We start from the raw sequence: 21,696 nt of genomic DNA on the forward strand, positions 1-21,696 counted from the left end.
CGATGGCGGCGACGGCGGCATCCTGGAAGCGCGAGCCGTTTGGCGACGGCGTGCCGCTGCCGTTTGCGGCCACGTATTCCGCCGCGCAGTTCGCGCGCATCGCCGAGGGCCTGGTGCCCGAGCAGATGGAAGACAAATGGTTCATCTTCCATGAATCCCCTTATCTGTTCCTGCATCGGAGCTGGACCGGCCTGCCGGTCTACCGCCTGACGCTGGCGCCGCGCGGGGACGGTGTCGTCGTCGTCGAGGCGCTCTGGTCGAGCACGTTCGCGAAGGACGATCCGGCGGCGCGCGAATACGAAGCGCGACTGCTCGATTTCCTCGTGGCGGCGCTTCTGCTGAGGCAGCCAACGCCGTTCCCGCGGCCGTCCGGCGTCGGCGAACCTGCGCCGGGCGTGATTCAGCATCATGTGGCAGGCACGGCGCTTCCGGAAGTCGCGGCCGGCGCGAACGGCGGCTCGCCGCGAGCGGGCGCGTCGGCGAAGAAGCCGTGGTGGCGCTTCTGGTGAACTCGCTGCGGCACCGGGCATGAAACCACCGGCCGACGATCTCGACGCGCGCAGCCGCATCTGGGATCAGATGCAATATTTCTGGATGGATACCGATCCGGCGTGCCTGCTGCCGCAGATCGCGCGCGTCTGCGCCGAGTCGGCGTATTCCATCGAGGAACTCGAGGCGATCTTCTGGAACGAGGTCAGGCCTGCGGTCGCGTTCAATCTGCTGTCGGCGGCGCCCGAATGGCGCGGCTTCGAAATTCAGTCGCTGCAGCGGCGGATTCTTGCGAAACACCGTTACGGCCGGCCGCTGCCGTGGCGCCGGCTGCATGCGGATGCGCGCAAAGACTGGGAATCCCTGCGCGCCGCCGTCGCGGCCTTGCGCGGGACATGACCGGCCGGGCGCCGCGGCGGCCCGCGCCGCCGCGACGCGAGTGCCTCAGTACTGCGGCCAGAGCTCGGTGTTGCCGCCGACGATGATCGGATAGTTGAAGCCGGCGCTCTTCTGCGAAGCGAAAGCCGCCATCAGCGAATAGCCGACGAGACCGTAGTAGGTCTGCGAGTTCGAGCAGGCGGTCGTGATGTTGCTCTGGCTCGCGGTCGAGAAGAATTTCTCGAGTTTGGTGTACGGGGTCGTCTGCCAGTCGCCCGGCAGCGAATACCAGCTCGAATCCGAGTTGAGGCCCCAGTACCACTTGATGTCGCTGCCTTTCTGGAAATAGCAGGCCAGCGACGTGCTGCCCGTCGCGGTGACGGGCACGGTGTTTTCGGAGCGGTCGGTCTTGCTGGTCGGACCTTTGCCTTCGGCGAAGGCGTCGGGCGCAGCGGCGACGGCGAGAGCGAGTGCAAGGACATGACGCAGTTTCATGGACTTTCTCCGTTCAAACGGCAGGGGTTGATCCGGCGCTGATGCCGGACGGTGGCGCCGCAAACGCGCGCGTCTCTGCGCGGACCGGCACGCGCCGCCTGTCCGGCCGCAGGGCGGGCCGGTCGCGGAAGTGCCGACTACGACTTTTCCGTGTTGCTACATCGCGAGCTTGTTTACAAAGCGCAGATGAAGCGAATTGGCTATCACGCGTCCGGATCTTTCGCGGTGCGCATGCGAACGGTCGACCGGTCCGCCGCGAGGGTCCGGCTGCGGAAAGCAGCGCCGGCCGGAGGTCTGCGCACGCGGGCGGTGCGCGCGCACCCGGCAGCGTCGCCGGAGGCGGAGGCCGGTGCGCTTCAGCGCAGCACCTGAATTTCCAACTGTGAAAAATTACCCGACGGCGTCATCGCCGTGATCGCCTGCGGGCCGGGCTCGTCGAAGTCGTGCTCGAACGGCTTGCTCGCGTCGAGCGCGGCCTTGATGCGGCCGTTGACGAGCCATTGCACGGTGCCTTGCGCACCGAGCGCGCGCAGCGACAGGTGCGGCGGCTGCGTGCTGCCGGGCGCGCGCGCAAGGGTGCTGCCGGGCGCGACGCCGGCGATCGTGAGGTTCGCGCCGCCGTCGAGGCCGTCGTCGGCGCAGCCCGGCGCGAGCGGCGGCAGTTGCGAGGCCTTGCGCTGCCAGGCGCCGAGCCACGGCTGTGCGAGCGCGGGCCAGCGCGCGACGACGCGTGTGCGTTCCTGCGCGGCGCGGCAGCCGCCGCTGAGGCGGCGGCCGGTACGGGCGTCGATGCGCAGCGACAGGCGCGCGGCGTGCCAGGCCGTGGCTTCGCGCTCGGGCAGGGTCGGCGGAATCGTGCCGGCCAGCACGAGCGCGCTGCGTTTTTCCTGGCAGAGCTGCGGCTGCCCGGGTTCGGGCGCGGTGCCGAGCGGCCAGCAGATATCCAGTTCGGTAACTGTGGAAGGTGGTACTGCCGGCGCGGCGTCCTCGGCGGCGCGCGGCAGGCTGTCGACCGCCTGGAACAGCAGCGGCAGCGCGGTCACGGCGCCGTACTGGCCCGGCACCGGCGTGCCGTCGGGACGGCCGACCCAGACGCCGAGCGTGTAGCGGCGCGTCGTGCCGAGCGCCCAGGCGTCGCGGAATCCGTACGAGGTGCCGGTCTTCCAGGCGAGCCGCGCGCGGCGTCCCGGATCGAACGTGTCGCGGCTCTGGCCCGGGCGCGGATTCGCTTCGAGCACGCTGCGCACGATGTGCGCCGCGCCCGGGCTCAGCAGGCGGCGTTCGACGAGCGCATCGGCGGCGCGCAGGCGCACGTGCGCGGCGAGGCCGCCGCGGTTGAACGCCGCGTAGGCGCCGACGAGGTCTTCGAGCGTCGCACCGGTGCCGCCGAGGATCAGCGCGAGATTCGGGCTCGCGCCGCGCGGCCATTGCAGATTCAGCCCGCCGTTGGCCAGCCGCGCGGCGAAGCGTGCGGCGCCGACGCGATCGAGCAGGTCGACCGCCGGCACGTTCAGCGACAGCCGCAGCGCGTCGGCGGCGCTGACCGGACCGTTGAACGCCTGGTCGAAGTTGCCCGGGCGATAGCCGCCGAAGGACTGCGGCGCGTCGACGAGCAGGCTCTCGGAGTGGATCAGCCCGTCGTCGAGCGCGAGGCCGTAGAGAAACGGCTTCAGCGTCGAACCCGGCGAGCGCGCGGCGCGCACCATGTCGACGTGGCCGAGCCGCTGCGGATCGGCGAACGCGCCGGAGCCGACGTAGGCCAGTGCTTCGAGGCTGGCGTTGTCGACGAGCAGCAGGGCCGCCGACGTGCGTTCCGGAAGTTTCGCGAGGTAGCCGGCGACGAGCGCTTCCATCGCGGCCTGGCGTTCGCGGTCGATCGTCGAGCGGATGCCGCGTTCGCGCGGCGACTCGACGCGCAGGCGCTGCGCGAGCAGCGCGGCCTGCAGCGGCGGATCGAGCGTGCGCGCGGTCACGCGCTCGTGCTGCGCATCCTGCACGGTGGCGGCGGTCCAGCGCCCGAGCTCGCGCATGCGCGCGAGCAGCTTGTCGCGATAGCGCTGCGCGAGGTCCGGATGGCGATCGGGACGCAGCCGGCTCGGCGCCTGGGGCAGCACCGCGAGCAGCGCGGCTTCGGCGTGGCTCAGGTTCGCCGCGGATTTGCCGAGATAAGCCCAGGACGCGGCCTCGACGCCCTGGATCGTGCCGCCGAACGGCGCGTGATTCAGATACAGCGTGAGGATTTCGTCCTTGCTCAGATGGGCTTCGAGCTGCAGCGCGCGCAGCACCTGGCGCAGTTTGCCGAGCGCGCTGCGCGAATGCGGATCGATGATGCGCGCGACCTGCATGGTCAGCGTGGAGCCGCCCGATACGGTGCGACCATGACGCACGCGCTGCACGACGGCGCGCGCGAGCGCGAGCGGATTGACGCCGGGATGCATGCGGAACCAGCGGTCCTCGTAGGTCAGCAGCGCGTCGAGGTACAGCGGCGACACCGCGTCGGGCGCCGTCGGATAGCGCCAGATGCCGTCCGCGTCGGGAAACGCGCGCAGCGGCGTGCCGTCGCGCGCGAGCACCACGGTGCTCGCGTTGTCCTCGTCGGGCAGCGGGAGCGGGAAGAGGAGGTCGAGCGCGACCGCCGCGACGAGGGTTGCGGCGACGCCGACGACGGTGCGGCGCAGCCAGCGACGCCAGCGGGATGCGGCTCCCGTCGCCAGGCTTGCCTGGCGAGCGTCCGGGGAGTCGGCGGTGGTCTGCGTTGCCACGGAAGTTGCCAGCTACGCGGCGTTTCTTTGTGAAGAATGCGCGGCGGCGTCGCCGGGCTCTGTCGCGGAAACGCCGTTCACGGCTGCACCACCGTCACGCGCGCCGGCACGCTGCGTGCGACGCCGCGGATCTGCGGGCGGTACATGTCCTCGACCGTCGTCGGCGGCACGACGTAGCTGCCTGGCGACACCGCGCGCACGAGGTAGAACACGTGCGCCTTCTGGCCTTGCGCGAGGCTCAGCGCGGCGACGTAGCGGTCGTCGCGGAACTCCTCGTGCTTCACGTCGGCGGCATAGGTGCGTTCGGCGATCTGCACGCCGTCGACGACGACATCGGCCCACTGCTTGGCGTCGGTCAGGTTGAAGTTCTCGATTTCGAGTCCGCCGGGCAGCAGGTCGATCAGCAGGGCGTCGCGCATCGTCTCTTTCGATTCGAGTCTGATGCCGACGATCAGCCCTTCGCCTTCCTTGAGCTCGCCGCCGTCCCACGGCGTGCCGTCGAGCGCGTACCACTGGCGCTGGATGGCGACGACGCTGTCGTCGGCGGCGGGCGGGGCCTTCGGAATGCCGGCGACGTCTTCGCTGACGTAGAGCGGCGCGGTCGCATCGGGCGCGACGCGCACGCCGGCGCGCAGTGCGGCGGCATCGAAGCTGCGGCTCCAGATCGGCGCCGGCGCGATCGCTTCATTTGCGCCGCCCAGGTTCAGCGTGCCGCCGACCTTCGCATCGCCGCGCGCGATCAGCGCCTTGCCGAGCCGCGCGATCGCGCTCTGTTCCTGCGTGCTGAGCCAGAGCCGGTTGCCGGTCTTCTTCGCGATCAGTTCGCGGCCGAGCGCGACCACGCTTTCGTCGTACTCGGGCCTGGCGAGATTCGCGCGGTGCGTGAGCGCGACCATGAGTGCTGCGTCGCGCAGGTCGGAACCGTAGTCGCCGAGATAGCGCGGCCGTTCGACGTTCTTCGCGAACGCTTCGTCGAGCGCCTGGCGGCCGCGCGTCGCGTCGCCGGACAGGCTCAGCGCGATGCCCAGGTGCACGAGCGGCAGCGCGGTGATGGACTTCGCGCGCTCGTTGTCGAACAGCGTGCGCAGCGTGCCGAGCGGCGCGCGCTGCACGCGTGCGAGCACATAGGCCGACCAGGCCTGGTCGGCGAAGCGCAGATGATCGGCCTGGTCGAACGCGTAGTAATAGTGGCCGCCCGACAGCAGGTCGTCGTTGATGCGCTTGAGTGCCTTCTGCAGCACGCTGTCGGGCACGGCGAAGCCGGCGTCGCGCGCATCGAGCAGGAACTCGACGATGTAGGGCGTCAGCAGCGTGTCGACGGCGCCTTCGCCGCCCCACATCGAGAAATGCCCCGACGGCACCTGCATCGCCGAGATGCGGCTGATCGTGTTGTCGATCATGCGCCGGCGCGCGTCGTCGGGCAGCGGTGTGATGCCGAGATGCTTCGCGTTGTCGGCGTCGAGCACGAGCACGCCGTACCCGCGGCTCGCGGTCTGTTCGATGCAGCCGTAGGGATAGCCGAGCAGGCCGCGCACCGACGTCGCGAACGGCAGCGGCGGCAGCGCGCTGATGCTCAGGCTCGCATTGACCGAATCGGCGATCAGTCCTTCCATCGCGCCGCTGCCGAGACCGAGCGACGTGCCGGGCTGCAGCACCTGCGGCGAGGAGCGGATCACCGCGGGCCAGGCCGGACGCACGGCGATCTCGAATTCGCGGGTGAGCTTGAGTTCGTCCGATTCGGCGGATACGCGGAATTTGCCGACGCCCATGCCTTCGTCGGCCGACAGCGCGAACTGCAGGGTCTTCTTCGCGCCGTCGGCGAGCGCCTGCGTGCGTGCCGCGTCGGCGATGCGCAAGGGGGCATCGGCCTCGACGCGCACGCGGAATACGCGTTCCTTCCCTGAGAAATTGCTGAGATCGAGCGTCAGCGTCGCGCCGTCGCCCGGCGCGAGCACGCGCGGCGTCGACACTTCGGCGACGAGCGGCGCGCGCACGACGGTCTCGGTGTCATTGCCGCCGTAGCGGTCCTCGCCGAACACGAGTCCGGTCACGCGCAGCGTACCGTTGAAGTCGGGCACGGGCAGCTCGAGCTTCGCATGGCCCTGCGCGTCGAGCTTCACCGCGCCGGAGAACAGGTCGACGGTCTGCACCTTGGCCGTCGGCCGCCGCGCCTGCGGCAGTGCGGACGGCGCCATGTCGCCGCCGTAGCGCAGTTTCGCGAGCGCGCCGTCGAAGCTTTCGATGAGACGTCCGTAGAGATCGTACGCGTCGATGCCGAGGCGGCGCTGGCCGAAGAACCACGCGACCGCATCGGGCCGCACGAAGCGCGTGATGTTGAGGATGCCGACGTCGACGGCCGACACGGTGACATACGCGGTCCTGCCCGCGAGCGCCGGGGCCTTGATCTCGACCGGCAGCGGCTGTTCGGGCTTCGCCTGCGCCGGCGCGCTGATCTCCACGGCGATCTTTCGTTCGGTGCGATCCATGCTCACGTGGGCGGCGCCGACCGCGCGCGCCGGCGTGACCTTACTTGCGGCGGAACCGCCGCGCAGCACGAGCGCGCTGACATAGACGTCATGCCGCTCCCAGTCGGCCGTGACCGGAATCTCGAACGTCGTCGCGTCCCTGACCGCGATGGGCCGCGTGTAGAGCAGCCTGTCGCTTTCGACGAGCAGCAGTCCGGTGCCGGCCTGCGGCGCGGTCACGGTGACCTTCAGCGTGTCGCCGGCGCGGTAATGCTGCTTGTCGAGCGCGAGCTTGATCTTGTCGGGACGCGCTTCCGTGCCGCGGTTCTCGTCGTCCCAGCTCCAGCCCGCCGTGAACGGATAGCGCAGCGTGAGTCCGGTCGCCGGATCGAGCACTTCCAGGCGGTAGCCGCCCCATTCGACGGGCAGGTCGACCTTGACGGCCTGGCCGGCCGTCGTCGCGAGGTCGCGCGTCTCCACCGTGTCGAAACGGCGCGTGTAGTCGAAGCGCCAGCCGCTGGTCTTGTCGTAGCTCCAGTGGTAATTGCGGTTTTCGCGCACGAGGCTCAGCTTGAGCCCCTGCGCCGCGAGCAGTTCGCCCTTGTCGTTCGCGCGGATCAGCTCGAAGCCGACGCGCGTGTTCGCGCCGGCGCCGTCCTTCGGATCGAACAGCGGACGCACGCCGACCAGCGCGTCGGCCGGCCAGACGGTGCGCTTGAGCGTGCGCGTCACGCTGCGCCCGCCGCTTTCGTAGACGCTGCCCGACAGCATCGCGGCGATCGGCGCCTGCGCCTTGATGTCGCCGAGCACGTCGATCTCGCGGCGCAGCTTGCCGGCGTCGTCGAGTTTCTCGTCGACCACGTCGCGCGCGTCCTTCGGCAGTTCCAGCGTCGGATCGCCGAAGAAGAAGTCCTTGTGCGCGCCCAGCGGGTGCGCGTCGTTGGCGATGGTCAGGCGCGCGGTGAAGCGGTTGCCGGCGGCCGGCGCGCCGTAGAGATAGTCGCCCTGCACGTCGAGCGCGAGCTTGTCGCCGGCGCGCAGGCGTTCCTGCGCGCTCGCGAGATCGAGCTTCAGGCGCTCGGGCAGGAATTCCTCGATGCGCAGCGACAGCGCCTGGTTCGCTTCCTTGGCCGCGGGATCGAGACGGAACTCGATCTGCCAGCGGCCGGTCGGCGCATCGGCCGGAATTTCCTGCGTCCATTCGAGATAGCCGAGCTCGCGCGGGTCGAGCCTGGCCTGGCTCCACGGGCGGCCGTCGGGCTGCTTGAGCGTCAGGAACACCGGCTGCGGCGGAATCGGCTTGCCGTCGCTGTCGCGCAGCAGCGCGGACACGCGTACGGTTTCGCCGGGGCGGTAGAGATCGCGGCCCGACCACGCGAACACGTCGAACCATTCCTGGCGGCGGCCGGCGACGGCGAAGTCCGACAGGTCGAGCGCGGGCTGGTTGAACGGCAGCAGCGAGACGTCCTCGCCGCTGCGCGCGACGAGCACCTGGTCCGGCGTGAGCCGGTAGTTGAGCAGCGCATTGCCGTCGGCGTCGGTCTGCGCATCGAGCACCGATTCGCCCTTGGCGTCGAGTATCGACAGCGAGACGCCCGACAGCGCCGCGCCGGATTTCAGCGAGGCCGCGTGCACGAACAGCTGCTCGCGATAGGCGCGCGTGTGCAGGCCGATGTCGCTGACGAAGAAGTAGCTCGTCTCCCATTCGCCGGTAAACGAGCCGGCGCGCTTCATCACGGCGAAATACAGGCCGGGTTTCGCGAGTTCGGCGATGTTCTGGATCGGCAGATAGGTCAGCGTGCGTTCGTTGCGCGTGCCGCCGAGCACGAAGCGGTTCGCGTAGACCGAGTCGGCGATGCGTCCCACCGGCGCGCCCTTGCGGCCCCACCAGCCGCTGTCGGCGTCGAGGTCGTAGCTCGAACGGCGTTCGTTGTTCCGGTAGCCGGCGAAGAACGTCGACAGTTCCTTGTCGCGCACGCGCAGGAATTCGACGTCGACTTCGGCGACGTTCACCGACACCACGGGAATGCCGCGCGTCTCGCGCGCCGGCAGCACGCTGCCCTGCGAGGCGAAGCCGACCGCGGGTTCCAGCGGTCCGGTGAACACCTCGCGCGTGACGTCGTTGCCGACCGTGCGGCCGTCGACGGCGGCGAGGCCGCCGCGCACGGTAACGGTATACGTCTGGTTGGCCTGTACATAGGGAAAACGCAGGGTTTTCCCATCGTCGTCGAGCGCCCAGCTGCCGCTGACCGCCGCACCCTTGGCGTCCTTGACCGACAGCAGGTCGTCGAAGGTCTGCGCGCCGACCAGCGGCTGGGTGAATTCGAGCGCGACCGCGAGCTGGCCCTGATACGGCGCGGCGTTCGCCGCGGCGATCGCGAAGTCCGCGCTTGCAGGCTTCGCCTCGACGGGCGCGGCGGGCGGCGTCCCCTGCGCCTGCGGCAGCTTCGGTTCGCTGCGGTTGCAGGCCGCGAGGAACACAGCGATGCAGAGCAGTACGGTGCAGAGCAGCGCGGCGCGCCATCCCGGGCGCGTCCGTGACGACAGGGCGAAGGCAGGCATCGATCTCATTCCCGGTTGACGATGGCTGCGGCAGTATACGGCCGGCGTTCTGGCGAACTGCGGGCGGGGGCGAGGCAGGTTGGCGATGCGGCGCCGGGTAGCAGGCGGTACGAGCAGGTAGCAACCAGAGAGAAGGAGGCAGCAACCAGAGAAAAACGCCCGGCACTGCGACGCCAGTTACTACGTCCTATCCTATTTCCTTCTCCGGAAGCCGCATGACCACCGCCATCGTCTGGTTCCGCCGCGATCTGCGTCTCGCCGGCAATCCTGCGCTCGAACGCGCGCTGCGCGGCCACGCGCGCATCGTTCCGCTTTACGTCCATGCGCCGCACGAGGAATCGCCGTGGGAGCCCGGCGCGGCGAGCCAATGGTGGCTGCATCATTCGCTCGCGGCGCTGGCTGAGAATCTGCGCCGCCGCGGCGCGCCGCTGCAGATCCGGCGCGGCGACAGTCTGGCCGTGCTGCAGGACGCGATACACGAGAGCGGCGCCGAGGCGGTCTACTGGAACCGGCTCTACGAACCTGCCGCGATCGCGCGCGACACATACGTCAAGCACGCGTTGAAGATGCAGGGCACCGAAGCACACAGCAGCAACGCGCATCTGCTGATCGAGCCCTGGGATGTCGCGACGGGTCAGGGCGGGCCGTATCGCGTCTTTACGCCCTATTGGCGCAAGGTGCGCGCGGCGCTGCAGCCGCGTCCGCCGGCCGCGGCGCCGGAGCGCATCGACGGTGTGACGATCAAGGGCGACGTGCCGCTCGATGCGCTCGACCTGCTGCCGCGAATTCCGTGGGACACCGGCTTTTCTGCGGCGTGGCAGCCCGGCGAGGCCGGCGCGGCGCGGGCGCTGGACGATTTCTGCGACGACGCGATGCGCGGCTACGCGGAGCAGCGCGATTTCCCGGCAACGACCGGCACGTCGCGGCTGTCGCCGCACCTGCATTTCGGCGAGATCCCGCCGCAGCAGATCCACTGGCGCCTCGATGAACTCGGCCGCGAGCGCGGCGAACGCTGGCGCGAGGCAGCCGAGCCGTTTCTGCGCGAACTCGGCTGGCGCGAGTTTTCGCATCACCTGCTGTATCACTTTCCACAGACGCCGCAGGAAAACCTGAATCCGGCGTTCGACGGCTTCGCCTGGCGCGAACCGCGCGGCGACGAACTGGCCGCGTGGCAGCGCGGCCGCACCGGCATTCCGATCGTCGACGCCGGCATGCGCGAACTCTGGCACACGGGCTGGATGCACAACCGCGTGCGCATGCTCGTCGCGAGTTTCCTCTGCAAGAACCTGCGCCTGCACTGGCGCCACGGCGCGCGCTGGTTCTGGGACACGCTCGTCGATGCAGACCTCGCGAACAACACGCAGGGCTGGCAATGGACCGCGGGCACCGGCGCCGACGCCGCGCCGTATTTCCGCATCTTCAACCCGGTCACGCAGGGCGAGCGTTTCGACGCCGACGGCGCCTACATCAAGCGCTGGATCCCCGAACTGTCGCGGCACGCGTTCAAGAACATCCACGCACCGTGGAAGCAGCCGGATCTGCTCGCGCGCAGCGGGTATCCGGAGCCGATCGTGGATCTGGGCGAGACGCGCGAGGCGGCGTTGCAGGCGTACCAGTCGCGTTGAAGTGCGGTCAGCTGCGCTTGAGCTGCCACGCGAGTATCGGCGGCGTGACCATCGCGGTCAGCAGCGACATCGCGACGATGACGGCGTAGATGCGCGGCGAGAACACGCCGGCGGAGAGGCCGAGGCTCGCGATGACGACGCCGACTTCGCCGCGCGGCACCATGCCGACGCCGACGATGCTCGCGCCGCGTTTGCCGAGCGAATAGGCGCCGAAGAAGCCGCCGATGAATTTCGAGACGATCGCAATGACGGTGACGACGGCGAGCATCCACAGCGCTTCGGCGTTCGCGAGTTCGGCGAGGTCGATCTTGCTGCCCGTCAGGACGAAGAAGAACGGCGTCAGCAGCGCGAGCAGCGGCTGGGTCTGGTGTTCGAGCGTCTCGCGCTGCCGGGTTTCGGACGCGATCATGCCGGCGAGGAATGCGCCGATGATCGCGGCGAGGCCGAACTGCGTCGACAGGTAGGCCAGGCCGAGGCAGATCGCGAGCACGATGGTCAGCGGCGACAGCGGATTGGCCGGGCGTTCGAGCCATTGCGAGCCGCGGCGCATGACGCGCGTGCCGACCCAGCCGATGATCGCGAGGAAGCCGACGGCTTCGAGCAGCACGACGGCGAGATGGCCGATCTTGATCTCGCCGCCGGCCTGCAGCGCGACGACGACGCCGAGCAGCAGCATCGCGAGGATGTCGTCGATGACCGCCGCGCCGAGGATCACGCGGCTTTCCACGCGCTGCAGCGCGCCGAGTTCCTGCAGTACGCGCGCCGTGATGCCGGCCGACGTGGCGACGAAGGCGGCGGCGACGAACAGCGACTTGGACCAGTCGAAACCGCTCGTGTGCGCCCACAGCGAGCCGAGCGCAAACGGGATCGCGACGCCGAGCACGCCGACGAGCAGGGCGCTGCGTCCGACTTTCTTCAGGTCGTCCAGTCGCGTCTCGAGGCCGACCGAGAACAGCAGCAGCACGACGCCGATTTCCGCAAGGACTTCGAGCGGTTCGTTCGGCGCGATCCAGCCGAGCACCGACGGTCCGACGAGGCAGCCCGCGGCGATCTCGCCGACGACGCCCGGAAGTTTCAGGCGCGACGCGAGTTCGGCGCCGATCTGCGCGGCGACGAAGATGATGAACAGGCTCAGGAGGATGTCGCTGGCGTGGTGCATGGGAGCTTCTGGAACTAAAGGGCAGTGGTTAGAAACTGCAGAAGGCCGGGGCGGGGCAGCCGCGGCGCTTCCGCAGTTTCTAACCGCCAACCTCTATCTGTTCGCTCCAACTCCTCCCCTATTTACTCTTTCCTCTCCTGCACCGATGCTACAACGCGGGAAGCGATCGCGGGGCACACCGCGGCGGGAGGAATGCATGTTCGAGGTGTTGCGCGGCAAGCGTGATGCGATGTCCAAGGTCGACACGGCCTGGCTACGCATGGAAAGTCCGACCAATCTCATGATGATCACCGGCGTGCTGATGTTCGAGACGCGCCTGGATCTCGCGGCACTGAAGCAACTGATCGGCGAGCGCTTCCTCGCGTATCGCCGGTTCCGCCAGAAGGCTGTCGACAACGGCAGTTCCGCAGCCTGGGAAACCGATCGCGACTTCGACCTCGACTGGCACGTGCGTCTGACCGCACTGCCGGGGGCGGCGGAAAAGCTCGAGCTCGAACGTCTCGTGAGCCAGCTCGCTTCGAGTCCGCTCGATCATTCCAAGCCGCTGTGGCAGTTCCACGTCGTCGAGGACTACCGCGGCGGCAGCGTGCTGATCTCGCGCATTCATCACTGCTATGCCGACGGCCTCGCGCTCGTGCAGGTGCTGCTGTCGCTGACCGACGCGTCGCCGTCGGTCGAGCAGCACGCCGAACTCGCGAAGGTCTGGCTGAAGAAGGACCAGGGCGGCGTCATGGAGCGCCTGCTCGAACCGACCAAGGCCGGCTTCGCCAAGGCGCTCGGCGCCGGCGAGAAGGTGCTCGGCAAAGGTCTGGAAATGTGGAAAGATCCCGCGATCGCCGCGGAACTCGCGCGCGAGGGCGGCGAGATCACGCGCGAACTCGCGATCGCGCTGGCCCTGCCCGACGATCCGCCGACCGCGTTCAAGGGGCCGCTCGGCGTCAGCAAGCGCGCGGCCTGGGCCGAGCCGCTGCCGCTGGACGAAGTCAAGACGCTCGGCAAGGTGCTCGGCTGCACGGTCAACGACGTGCTGCTGGCCTGCGCCGCCGGTGCGCTGCGCGGCCATCTCGTCGACAACGGACAGGCCGCCGACGGCATCACGATCCGTGCGACCGTGCCGGTGAATCTGCGGCCGCTCGAACACGCGAAGAAGCTCGGCAATCATTTCGGGCTCGTGTTCCTCGACTTGCCGATCGGCGAAGCCAATCCGCTGCGTCGGCTCGAACGCGTCGCGGCGAACATGCGCGAACTCAAGCGTTCGCGCCAGGCGGCGCTGACGTTCGGCCTGCTGGCCGCCGTCGGCATGGCGCCGGCCGCGGTGCAGCGTGCCGCGCTCGAACTGTTCAGCCGCAAGGCCACGGCCGTGGCGACCAACGTGCCCGGGCCGCAGATGCCGCTCTATCTGGCCGGCGCGCGCGTGCGCGAGCTCATGTTCTGGGTGCCGCAGAACGGTTCGATCGGCATGGGCATCTCGATCCTGAGCTACAACGGCAACGTGCATTTCGGACTGATCGTCGACGCGAAGCTGGTGGCCGATCCGGAATCGGTCGTGCAGCGCTTCGCGGGCGAATTCGAGAAGCTCGTGCTCGCCACGATGATGGAAGACTGGGACGGCGAACTCAGCGCCGGCGATGCCGAAGCGACGTACCGGCATTTTGCGGCCGCGGCTGCGCGCGAAGAAGCCGCGCCGCGACCGCCGGCGAAGGTGCGTGCGCCGCGCCGCTCGAAGGCCGCCGCTGCCGCATCGACGAAACCGGCCGCGCGCAAGTCGGAGAAGAAAAAGGCACCGCGGGACGCGGCCGCGTTCGATGCGGAACTCGGGCGGTTCCGCGCGAATGCCGGCGGGCGCGACGGCGGTTCGTGATCGGCGCAACCTGCGGGTTGCGGTGAGCCTGAGGCAAACCGCAGCAGCCTACGGATCCGCGCGCGTTCCCGTCGCGGTCCGTCTGTGGCGCGTCGCAACCGACGGGATTTCGCGCGCGTCGCCGCCGGGGTTCGCCTGCGGCTCCGGGCCGGCTACACTGCCGCGCCGCGTCACGGCTTATTCCCATGTCCGATCCGTCTTCGCTGTCCCTGCCGCCGCCGCTCGTGCAGGCGCTTGCGGCGCTGTCCTTCGACACGCTGACGCCGGTGCAGGAGCAGGCGCTGCCGCCGCTGCTCGACGGGCGCGACGTGATCGCGCAGGCGCGCACCGGCAGCGGCAAGACCGTGGCGTTCGGCCTCGGACTGCTCGCGCGCATCGATGCGGCCGGGCCGCTGCAGGCGCTCGTGCTGACGCCGACGCGCGAACTCGCCGACCAGGTCGGCAAGGCGATCCGGCCGCTCGCGCGGTTCCTGCCTAATCTGAAGCTTTCGATCCTCTGCGGCGGCGTGCCGCTGCGCGTGCAGGTCGAATCGCTGGTGCACATGCCGCAGGTCGTCGTCGGCACGCCCGGGCGCATTCTGGAACATCTGGAAAAAGGCAGTCTGGAACTCTCGGCCCTGCGCGTGCTCGTGCTCGACGAGGCCGACCGCATGCTCGACATGGGTTTCGCCGACGCGATCCGCAGCATCGTGAAGTTCGCGCCGCGCGACTGCCAGACGGCGCTGTTCTCGGCGACGTTTCCCGAAGCGATCCGCGCGCTGAGCAGCGAGTTCCAGCGCGATCCGGTCGAGGTCACCGTCGACGTCGACGCGCCGGCCGAGATCGTCCAGCGCTTCTACGAGGTCGAGCCCGAGCGCAAGCTCGACGCGCTCGCGGGCCTGCTGGCCGAACACAAGCCCGAGTCGGCGATGGTGTTCTGCAACACGCGCCGCGACACGCAGGACGTCGCCGCCGCGCTCGATGCGCGCGGACATTCCGTGCTCGCGCTGCACGGCGACCTCGAGCAGCGCGACCGCGACGAAGTGCTCGTGCGCTTCGCGAACCGCAGCTGTTCGATCCTCGTCGCGACCGACGTGGCCGCGCGCGGCCTCGATATCGAAGACCTGCCGGTGGTCGTGATGTACGACGTCGCCAGCGATGCCGACACGCACGTGCATCGCAGCGGACGCACCGGCCGTGCCGGCCGCAGCGGACTCGCCCTGACGCTGTGCAGCGCGCGCGAGAAGACGCGTGCCGCAGTCATCGAGGAACGGCTCGGCAAGCCGCTGCGCTGGGAAGCGCCGAAGTTCGCGCCGGGCAAGCTGCGCACCGGCCAGCTCGCGCCGATGCAGACGCTGGTCATCGACGCCGGGCGCAAGGACAAGCTGCGGCCGGCCGACATCCTCGGCGCGTTGACCGGCTCGGCCGGCATTCCCGGCAGCGAGGTCGGCAAGATCGCAATCTTCGACACGCGCGCCTACGTCGCGGTCGCGCGCGACACCGCGGAAAAAGCGCTTGCGCGCCTGCGCGAAGGCAAGATCAAGGGCCGCAGCTTCCGCGTGCGCAAGCTCGTCTGATCAGCGTTTCGGCAGCGTGCGCGGATCGATGCCGTCGTCGACCGGCTGGATTTCGAGCGCGCCGCGCTCGCCGCGCCGCACGATGCAGAGTTTGCGGACCTCGGCCGACTTGCCTTCGGGCTTTCCGCGAACGATCAGCGCGGTGCCGAGGTCGTCGGAGAACAGCATGAGATCGCTGTCGGGATGCGCGCGGTCGAGCTGGCTGGCGGCAAGGCAGCGCGCGAGTACGTCGCGATAGTGCGCGTTCCAGGCGTCCGGCGCGCTGGCATTCGCCGTCGGGGCGAACAGCGCTGCGACGAACAGGGCGGCGGCGAGCAGGGGCGGGCGGTGCATGGCAGGTCCTTTCGGGAGCGCTTGCGCGACGCGGCGAGGTTGAAGAACGCGCTGTCCAGATTCCGTGAGACGGCCCGGCGCGCGATGCCGCGCCGCTCGCCTACAATCGCGGATTCATCGCCTGATCGCCTGACGGATGCGCCCATGACCGACTTCATCGTCGCGATTCCCGCCCGCTATGCTTCGACGCGCCTGCCCGGCAAGCCGCTGAGCCTGATTGCCGGCGAGCCCATGGTCGTACACGTCGCGCGGCGCGCGTTCGCCGCGGGCGCGCGCGAGGTCGTCGTGGCGACCGACGATGCGCGCATCGCCGCGGCGTTCGCCGGGCAACCGGTCACCGTCTGCATGACGCGCGCCGGCCATGTCTCGGGCAGCGATCGCCTGGCCGAATGCGTGGAGCAGCGCGGCTGGTCCGACGACACCGTCGTCGTGAACCTGCAGGGCGACGAACCGCTTGCGCCGCCCGGCGGCATCCGCGCCGTCGCCGAGGCGCTGATCGCCAACGACGCGCCGATGGCCACGCTGGCCACGCCGATCCGCTCGGCCGAGGAACTGTTCAACCCGAACTGCGTGAAACTCGTCGCGGCCGGCGAGCAGGCGCTGTATTTCAGCCGCGCGCCGATGCCCTGGGCGCGCGATGCGTTCATGGTCTCGCGCGACGCGCTGCCCGAGGGCGTGCCGTTCCTGCGGCACATCGGCATCTACGCCTATCGCGCGGGCTTCCTGCGCCGCTACACGCAGCTCTCGCGCACGCCGCTCGAGGCGGCCGAGTCGCTGGAACAACTGCGCGTGCTCGAACACGGCTATCGCATCGCCGTACGCATCGCGCCCGAGCCGTTTCCCGCCGGCGTCGACACGCCGGAGGATCTCGCGCGCGTGAATGCGCTGCTGACGGGGAGTGGAGAGTGGGAGAAGTGACAAAAGAGTAAAAATCGCGCCGCCGCCCCGTTGTTCACTCCCCGGCAATCATTCTTCAAAGATCCTGTTCGTCGACGAGTCGAAAGCGAAAATATCGAGTATGTCCAAGCCCTCTCCGCCGAACTTGCTCGGGCGAGAGGGTCGGGTGGGCCGGGAACGACCGGCGAGCGAGGTGCTGCGATGTTTGCGATCGACGAACAGTAGTGGCGAAAGTCTGGCCGCCTGCTTTGCTGACGTTTCTCCCCCTCGCCCCGACCCTCTCCCCCGAGCAAGCTCGGCGGAGAGGGAGTTCAGGCACCTCGCCCACTCGCTGCGCGCTCCTTCACACTCATTCTCATGAAGATCCTGTTCGTCTGCCTCGGCAACATCTGCCGCTCGCCCGTCCTCGAGGCCGTGCTGCGCGCACATGCGGAGAAAGCCGGCCTCGACTGGGAGATCGCTTCCTGCGGCACCGGCGACTGGCATCTGGGGCACGGCGCCGATCCGCGCAGCCGCGCCTCGGCGCAGCGCCGCGGCTATTCGCTCGCGGCGCACCGCGCGCGCCAGCTCTGCGCGGCGGATTTCCGGCGCTATGACTGGCTGCTCGCGGCCGACCGCAGCAATCTCGCGGAGATCGTGCGGCGCCGGCCGGCGGACGCGACGGCGCGCGTTGCGCTGGCACTGGCCCACGCGGGACTGCCCCAGCCGCTGGACGTGCCGGATCCGTACTACGGCAACGCCGAGGGCTTCGAGGCGGTCGTCGATCTCGCCGAAGCCATCGCGCGCGCGATCGTCGCGCGCGACGCGGAGTAACGCAGACCCGGGCCGATTGCGCATAATCGCCGGGCACGGCAGCAGCGGAGCGGCAGCGATGGGGCAGCAGGTCGAAGCGTTCGAATTTCCCGCAGAGCTCGACTGGGTCAACACCGACCAGGTGCCGCGGCGAGATCAACTGCTCGGGCGTGCGACGCTGCTGTATTTCTGGACCTGCGACCACGTCAACAGCGTGAACCTGCTCGCCGACGTCGCCTGGCTCGAAAGCCGGCACCACGACGGGCTCTGCGTGATCGGCGTGCATACGCCGCGCTATTCGGCGCAGCGCACGGCGGCCGCGGTGCTCAAGGCCGTCAACCGTCACCATCTGCGTCATCCGGTCGCGAACGATCCGGGCTTCGTGCTCTGGCAGAAACTTGGCGTGCAGGCCTGGCCCAGCGTCGTGCTGCTCGACGCGCAGGCGCGGCCGGTCGCGATCTTCACGGGCGAAGGGCGGCGGCAGGAAATCGATCGCCGCATCACTCACCTGCTCGACGATGCGATCGCGAACGACACCCGCGTCTACGAAGGCTGGCCCGCGGTCGGCCGGCCCGAGCCGCGGCTGCCGCTCGCGTTCCCGGCGCGCGTCGTGGCGACCGACCGGCACCTCTACATCGCCGACACGGCGCACCATCGCGTGCTCGAGACCACGCACGAAGGCCGCATCCTGCGGCAGTTCGGTTCGGGCAACGCCGGCTACTGGGACGGTCGTCTCGTCGATTGCGGCCTGGCCTCGCCGCAGGGGCTTGCGCTCGCGAAGGACGCGCTCTACGTCGCCGACACCGGCAACCACGCGGTGCGCCGCATCCGCCTGCTCGCCGGCGACGTCGAGACGGTGATCGGCACCGGCAGGGCCGGCCGCGACCGGCCCCAGCAGCACGGCGAACCGACGGCGGTCGGCCTCTGCGCACCGGTCGATCTCGTCGCGCACAACGAGCACCTCTACGTGACCGTGGCCGGGCAGCATCAGGTCTGGGACCTCGATCTCACGCGAAGTACGCTCGACGTGCTCGCCGGATCGGGCCACTTCGGCCTGCAGGACGGCGCCGGCGCCTACGCGAGTTTCGCGCAGCCGGCCGGCATCGCCGCGCTCGGGCCGGCATTGTTCGTCGTCGATGCCGGCGCCGGCGCGGTGCGCGCGATCCGCATCGCCGACCGCCAGGTGACGACCGTCGTCGGGGCCGGTCCCTGGGAGTTCGGCGACGCCGCCGGCAAGCGCGACGCCGTGCGGCTGCAGCATCCGCAGGGCGTCGCCGTGGATCCGCGGGGGCTCGTCTTCGTCGCCGACAGCTACAACAGCAAGCTCAAGGCGATCAACCTCAAGAACGGCGAGACGCGCAGCTTCAGTCTGCCGTATCGCTTCCATGAACCCGAAGGCGTCAGCCTCGCCGGCGGCGCGCTGTGGATCGCGAACACGAACGCGCACGAGATCGTGCGCGTCGATCTCGCCAACGGAAGCTGCCAGCGCGTCGCGGTCGGCGAGTGATGCCGGGGCAGGGCGGCTCGCCCGTGCCTCATGGTGGCGTCGCGCCCTCCTTCGCGTTGCGCCGGGACTTGATTCGGCTGATTCCGCGCACATAAGTCCCGCTTCGCACGACAATCCGCCGCATGGAAACCAGCCCAGCTCCCGTGCCGTTCGACGGCAAGGCCTTCGTCCGCCACCTGACCAGCTCACCGGGCGTCTATCGCATGATCGACGCGCGCGGCGAGCTGCTCTATGTGGGGAAGGCGCGCGACCTCAAGAAACGCGTCGGCAGCTATTTCCTGAAGCCGAGGCTGGAACCGCGCATCATGGCGATGATCGCGCAGATCGCGCGCGTCGAGACGACGCTGACGCGCACCGAAGGCGAGGCGCTGATCCTCGAGGCTCAGCTCATCAAGTCGCTGAAGCCGCGCTACAACATCCTGCTGCGCGACGACAAAAGCTATCCGTATATTTTTATTTCCGCAGGTCCGGAAGCGCCGCGCGTGGGGTTCCACCGCGGCGCCAAGACCGAGAAGGGACGCTACTTCGGCCCGTTTCCGAGCGGCTACGCGGTGCGCGAGAGCCTGAGCCTCATGCAGAAGCTGTTTCTCGTGCGCCAGTGCGAGGACAGCTATTTCCGCAACCGCTCGCGTCCGTGCCTGCAGTATCAGATCAAGCGCTGCAGCGCGCCCTGCGTCGGGCTCGTCGACGATGCGGACTACGCGCAGAGCGTCCGTCATGCGGCGATGTTTCTCGATGGCAAGAGCAATCAGGTCATCGACGAAACGGTCGCGCGCATGGAAGCGGCGAGCCGCGCGCTGGAATTCGAGAAGGCTGCGGCGCTGCGCGATCAGGTCGCGACGCTCAAGCAGGTGCAGGCGCGCCACTACGTGCACGGCGCCAGCGCCGACATGGATGTGCTCGGCATCGCGATCGACAACGGCCTGGCCTGCGTGTCGGTGCTGTTCTTCCGCAACGGCATCAGCCTGGGCTCGCGCGATTTCTTCCCGCGGCTGCCGTTGGATGCCAGCGAGGCTGACGTGCTCGCCGCCTTCATCGCGCAGTACTACCTCGAACGCCCGCCGCCTGAGGAAATCATCGTCGGTCACGCGGGCGAGGAATTCGAGGTGCTCGGCGAAGCGCTGGCCGCACAGGCTGAACGCAAGGTCGGGATCAAGACCAGCGTGCGCGCCGAGCGCGCGCGGTTTCTCGAACTCGCGTAGAAGAACGCCGCCGCGGCGCTTGCGGCGCGGCTCGCGAGCCGGCAGACCGTGCGCGACCGCTTCGAGGCGCTGCGCGAACTGCTCGAACTCGACGAGACGCCGGCGCGCATCGAGTGTTTCGACATCAGCCACACGCTGGGCGAGGCCACGGTCGCGTCCTGCGTCGTGTTCGGCCACGAGGGGGCGGAGAAATCGCACTACCGGCGCTTCAACATCAGCGGCATCACCGCGGGCGACGACTATGCCGCAATGCATCAGGCGCTGGAGCGGCGCTTCAAGCGCCTTGCCGCAGGTGAGGGGGTCATGCCCGACATCCTGCTGATCGACGGCGGCAAGGGGCAGGTCGCACAGGCGCTCGCCGTGCTCGAGGAACTGGGCATCGCCTCGGTGCTCGTCGTCGGTGTGGCCAAGGGGCCGGAGCGCCGCGCCGGGCACGAAACGCTGATCATCGGCGCGACCGGCCGCAGCGTCTGGCCGGGGCCGGATTCGCCGGCCTCGCATCTCGTGCAGTCGATCCGCGACGAAGCGCATCGCTTCGCGATCACCGGCCATCGCCAGCGCCGCGAGAAGGCGCGCGAGAAATCGAGCCTCGAGGAAATCCCGGGAGTGGGCGCACGGCGGCGTTCGGCGCTGCTCAAGCAGTTCGGCGGCCTGTCCGGCATCGCCGCGGCCGGCGTGGAGGAACTCATGCAGGTCAAAGGGGTCAGCAGGGATCTCGCCGAACGCATCTACGCGCGATTTCATGGCTGAGTCACGCGCCGCCATGTCACACTCGGCGCGCGGTGCGTGCTGCGCAGGCGATGGGCCGCCGCCCGCGATTCGGAGCGATTCGCCGATCCGAAGCGGGTTCCGGAATTTTCAGCGACTTTTCCAGGGAAGCCCGTGCGACCGATACGTCTGACCTTGCCGACGATGCTGACGCTGTTTCGCATCGTGCTGCTGCCCGTGATGGTGATCGTGTTCTACCTGCCGTTCCGTGGCGCGAACCTCGCGGCCGCCGGCATCTTCATCGCTGCCGCGCTGACCGACTGGCTCGACGGCTGGATCGCGCGGCGCTACGGCATGACCTCGGCGTTCGGCGCGTTTCTCGATCCGGTTGCCGACAAGCTCATGGTCGCCGTGACGCTGTTCCTGCTCGTGCAGCAGAATCCGACGCCGATGCTCGCGGTGACGAGCGCGGTGATCGTCGGCCGCGAAATCAGTATTTCCGCGCTGCGCGAGTGGATGGCCGAGATCGGCCAGCGCGCGAAGGTCGGCGTCGCGACGGTCGGCAAGATCAAGACCATCGTGCAGATGATCGCGCTCGTCGTGCTGCTGCATCAGCACGATTTTCCCGAGCTGCGCCTCTACCGCATCGGCGAATATCTGCTCGTCGCGGCCGCGACGCTGACGATCTGGTCGGCGCTGGTCTACGTGCGCGCGGCCTGGCCGGTGCTGCGCGACCGCGACCACTGAGCGGGAACGAACGGATCCGCGGCGATCGATCTTTCAAACTGTTGACATCGATCGGCCAATCCCTAAAATGCGCGGTCTCCGGTGCGGGAATAGCTCAGTTGGTAGAGCACGACCTTGCCAAGGTCGGGGTCGCGAGTTCGAGTCTCGTTTCCCGCTCC

Annotated in this window: 14 protein-coding genes, 1 tRNA gene and 1 pseudogene; 11 read left to right on the top strand and 5 right to left on the bottom strand. The window is 69.2% G+C overall.

Annotated features, from left to right (window positions below; translation table 11 throughout):
* Nucleotides 1-2 precede the first annotated feature (2 nt).
* Both VLF18_RS16950 and VLF18_RS16955 read left to right on the top strand, forming a co-directional pair.
* Nucleotides 3-509 (top strand): hypothetical protein, encoded by a 507-nt coding sequence (locus VLF18_RS16950; protein WP_325280809.1) that lies wholly within the window; start codon nt 3-5, stop codon nt 507-509.
* Nucleotides 510-528: 19 nt separating this feature from the next.
* On the top strand, nt 529-888 hold the full coding sequence (locus VLF18_RS16955; protein ID WP_325280810.1) for a DUF7079 family protein: 360 nt from the start codon (nt 529-531) through the stop codon (nt 886-888).
* Between the two features lie 45 nt (nt 889-933).
* On the opposite strand, the gene VLF18_RS16960 is transcribed toward VLF18_RS16955, so the two are convergent.
* The 3 genes from VLF18_RS16960 to VLF18_RS16970 form a co-directional block, all read right to left on the bottom strand.
* Nucleotides 934-1,362, bottom strand: a complete 429-nt coding sequence (locus VLF18_RS16960) for a hypothetical protein (protein ID WP_325280811.1) — start codon at nt 1,360-1,362, stop codon at nt 934-936.
* Between the two features lie 356 nt (nt 1,363-1,718).
* A complete protein-coding gene (pbpC, locus tag VLF18_RS16965) occupies nt 1,719-4,076 on the bottom strand; it encodes a penicillin-binding protein 1C (RefSeq protein WP_325280822.1) in 2,358 nt (785 codons plus the stop codon).
* Nucleotides 4,077-4,201: 125 nt separating this feature from the next.
* The gene (locus VLF18_RS16970; protein WP_325280812.1) at nt 4,202-9,151 is read right to left on the bottom strand and encodes an alpha-2-macroglobulin; all 4,950 of its coding nucleotides are present in this window, start codon (nt 9,149-9,151) and stop codon (nt 4,202-4,204) included.
* Nucleotides 9,152-9,366: 215 nt separating this feature from the next.
* Here VLF18_RS16970 and VLF18_RS16975 point away from each other — a divergent pair, with 215 nt between their 5' ends.
* On the top strand, nt 9,367-10,776 hold the full coding sequence (locus tag VLF18_RS16975) for a deoxyribodipyrimidine photo-lyase (protein WP_325280813.1): 1,410 nt from the start codon (nt 9,367-9,369) through the stop codon (nt 10,774-10,776).
* 7 nt (nt 10,777-10,783) lie between these two features.
* Here VLF18_RS16975 and VLF18_RS16980 read toward each other — a convergent pair whose 3' ends face one another.
* Nucleotides 10,784-11,935 carry a cation:proton antiporter gene (locus tag VLF18_RS16980; RefSeq protein ID WP_325280814.1) on the bottom strand — a complete coding sequence of 384 codons (1,152 nt, stop codon included), beginning with the start codon at nt 11,933-11,935 and terminating at the stop codon, nt 10,784-10,786.
* 196 nt (nt 11,936-12,131) lie between these two features.
* Between VLF18_RS16980 and VLF18_RS16985 the strand changes: the two genes are divergently transcribed.
* Nucleotides 12,132-13,796 (top strand): wax ester/triacylglycerol synthase family O-acyltransferase, encoded by a 1,665-nt coding sequence (locus tag VLF18_RS16985; RefSeq protein WP_325280815.1) that lies wholly within the window; start codon nt 12,132-12,134, stop codon nt 13,794-13,796.
* A gap of 185 nt (nt 13,797-13,981) precedes the next feature.
* Nucleotides 13,982-15,352: an ATP-dependent RNA helicase DbpA gene (gene dbpA / locus VLF18_RS16990; RefSeq protein WP_325280816.1), complete on the top strand. Its 1,371-nt coding sequence runs from the start codon at nt 13,982-13,984 to the stop codon at nt 15,350-15,352.
* Here dbpA and VLF18_RS16995 read toward each other — a convergent pair whose 3' ends face one another.
* Nucleotides 15,353-15,685 (bottom strand): hypothetical protein, encoded by a 333-nt coding sequence (locus VLF18_RS16995; protein WP_325280817.1) that lies wholly within the window; start codon nt 15,683-15,685, stop codon nt 15,353-15,355.
* Nucleotides 15,686-15,829: 144 nt separating this feature from the next.
* Here VLF18_RS16995 and kdsB point away from each other — a divergent pair, with 144 nt between their 5' ends.
* From kdsB to VLF18_RS17025, 6 genes and pseudogenes are all read left to right on the top strand, one after another.
* Nucleotides 15,830-16,603 carry a 3-deoxy-manno-octulosonate cytidylyltransferase gene (kdsB, locus tag VLF18_RS17000; protein WP_325280818.1) on the top strand — a complete coding sequence of 258 codons (774 nt, stop codon included), beginning with the start codon at nt 15,830-15,832 and terminating at the stop codon, nt 16,601-16,603.
* A 336-nt stretch (nt 16,604-16,939) separates the two neighbouring features.
* Entirely contained in the window at nt 16,940-17,395 is a 456-nt protein-coding gene (locus VLF18_RS17005; protein ID WP_325280819.1) for a low molecular weight protein-tyrosine-phosphatase, read from the top strand.
* A 58-nt stretch (nt 17,396-17,453) separates the two neighbouring features.
* Complete coding sequence (locus VLF18_RS17010; protein ID WP_325280820.1) at nt 17,454-18,881, top strand: thioredoxin-like domain-containing protein; 1,428 nt, start codon at nt 17,454-17,456, stop codon at nt 18,879-18,881.
* Between the two features lie 122 nt (nt 18,882-19,003).
* A pseudogene (uvrC, locus tag VLF18_RS17015) lies at nt 19,004-20,833 on the top strand (excinuclease ABC subunit UvrC).
* A 141-nt stretch (nt 20,834-20,974) separates the two neighbouring features.
* Nucleotides 20,975-21,538: a CDP-diacylglycerol--glycerol-3-phosphate 3-phosphatidyltransferase gene (gene pgsA / locus VLF18_RS17020; protein ID WP_325280823.1), complete on the top strand. Its 564-nt coding sequence runs from the start codon at nt 20,975-20,977 to the stop codon at nt 21,536-21,538.
* Between the two features lie 83 nt (nt 21,539-21,621).
* A tRNA-Gly gene (locus VLF18_RS17025) sits at nt 21,622-21,694 on the top strand.
* Nucleotides 21,695-21,696 lie beyond the last annotated feature (2 nt).

This window comes from Tahibacter sp. (assembly GCF_035481375.1).
Lineage (GTDB): Bacteria > Pseudomonadota > Gammaproteobacteria > Xanthomonadales > Rhodanobacteraceae > Tahibacter.

Bases quoted from the DNA above. Each gene is read 5' to 3' on its own strand.
- VLF18_RS16950 (WP_325280809.1), top strand. From the start codon at position 3: ATGGCGGCGACGGCGGCATCCTGGAAGCGCGAGCCGTTTGGCGACGGC.
- VLF18_RS16955 (WP_325280810.1), top strand. From the start codon at position 529: ATGAAACCACCGGCCGACGATCTCGACGCGCGCAGCCGCATCTGGGAT.
- VLF18_RS16960 (WP_325280811.1), bottom strand. From the start codon at position 1,362: ATGAAACTGCGTCATGTCCTTGCACTCGCTCTCGCCGTCGCCGCTGCG.
- VLF18_RS16970 (WP_325280812.1), bottom strand. From the start codon at position 9,151: ATGCCTGCCTTCGCCCTGTCGTCACGGACGCGCCCGGGATGGCGCGCC.
- VLF18_RS16975 (WP_325280813.1), top strand. From the start codon at position 9,367: ATGACCACCGCCATCGTCTGGTTCCGCCGCGATCTGCGTCTCGCCGGC.
- VLF18_RS16980 (WP_325280814.1), bottom strand. From the start codon at position 11,935: ATGCACCACGCCAGCGACATCCTCCTGAGCCTGTTCATCATCTTCGTC.
- VLF18_RS16985 (WP_325280815.1), top strand. From the start codon at position 12,132: ATGTTCGAGGTGTTGCGCGGCAAGCGTGATGCGATGTCCAAGGTCGAC.
- dbpA (WP_325280816.1), top strand. From the start codon at position 13,982: ATGTCCGATCCGTCTTCGCTGTCCCTGCCGCCGCCGCTCGTGCAGGCG.
- VLF18_RS16995 (WP_325280817.1), bottom strand. From the start codon at position 15,685: ATGCACCGCCCGCCCCTGCTCGCCGCCGCCCTGTTCGTCGCAGCGCTG.
- kdsB (WP_325280818.1), top strand. From the start codon at position 15,830: ATGACCGACTTCATCGTCGCGATTCCCGCCCGCTATGCTTCGACGCGC.
- VLF18_RS17005 (WP_325280819.1), top strand. From the start codon at position 16,940: ATGAAGATCCTGTTCGTCTGCCTCGGCAACATCTGCCGCTCGCCCGTC.
- VLF18_RS17010 (WP_325280820.1), top strand. From the start codon at position 17,454: ATGGGGCAGCAGGTCGAAGCGTTCGAATTTCCCGCAGAGCTCGACTGG.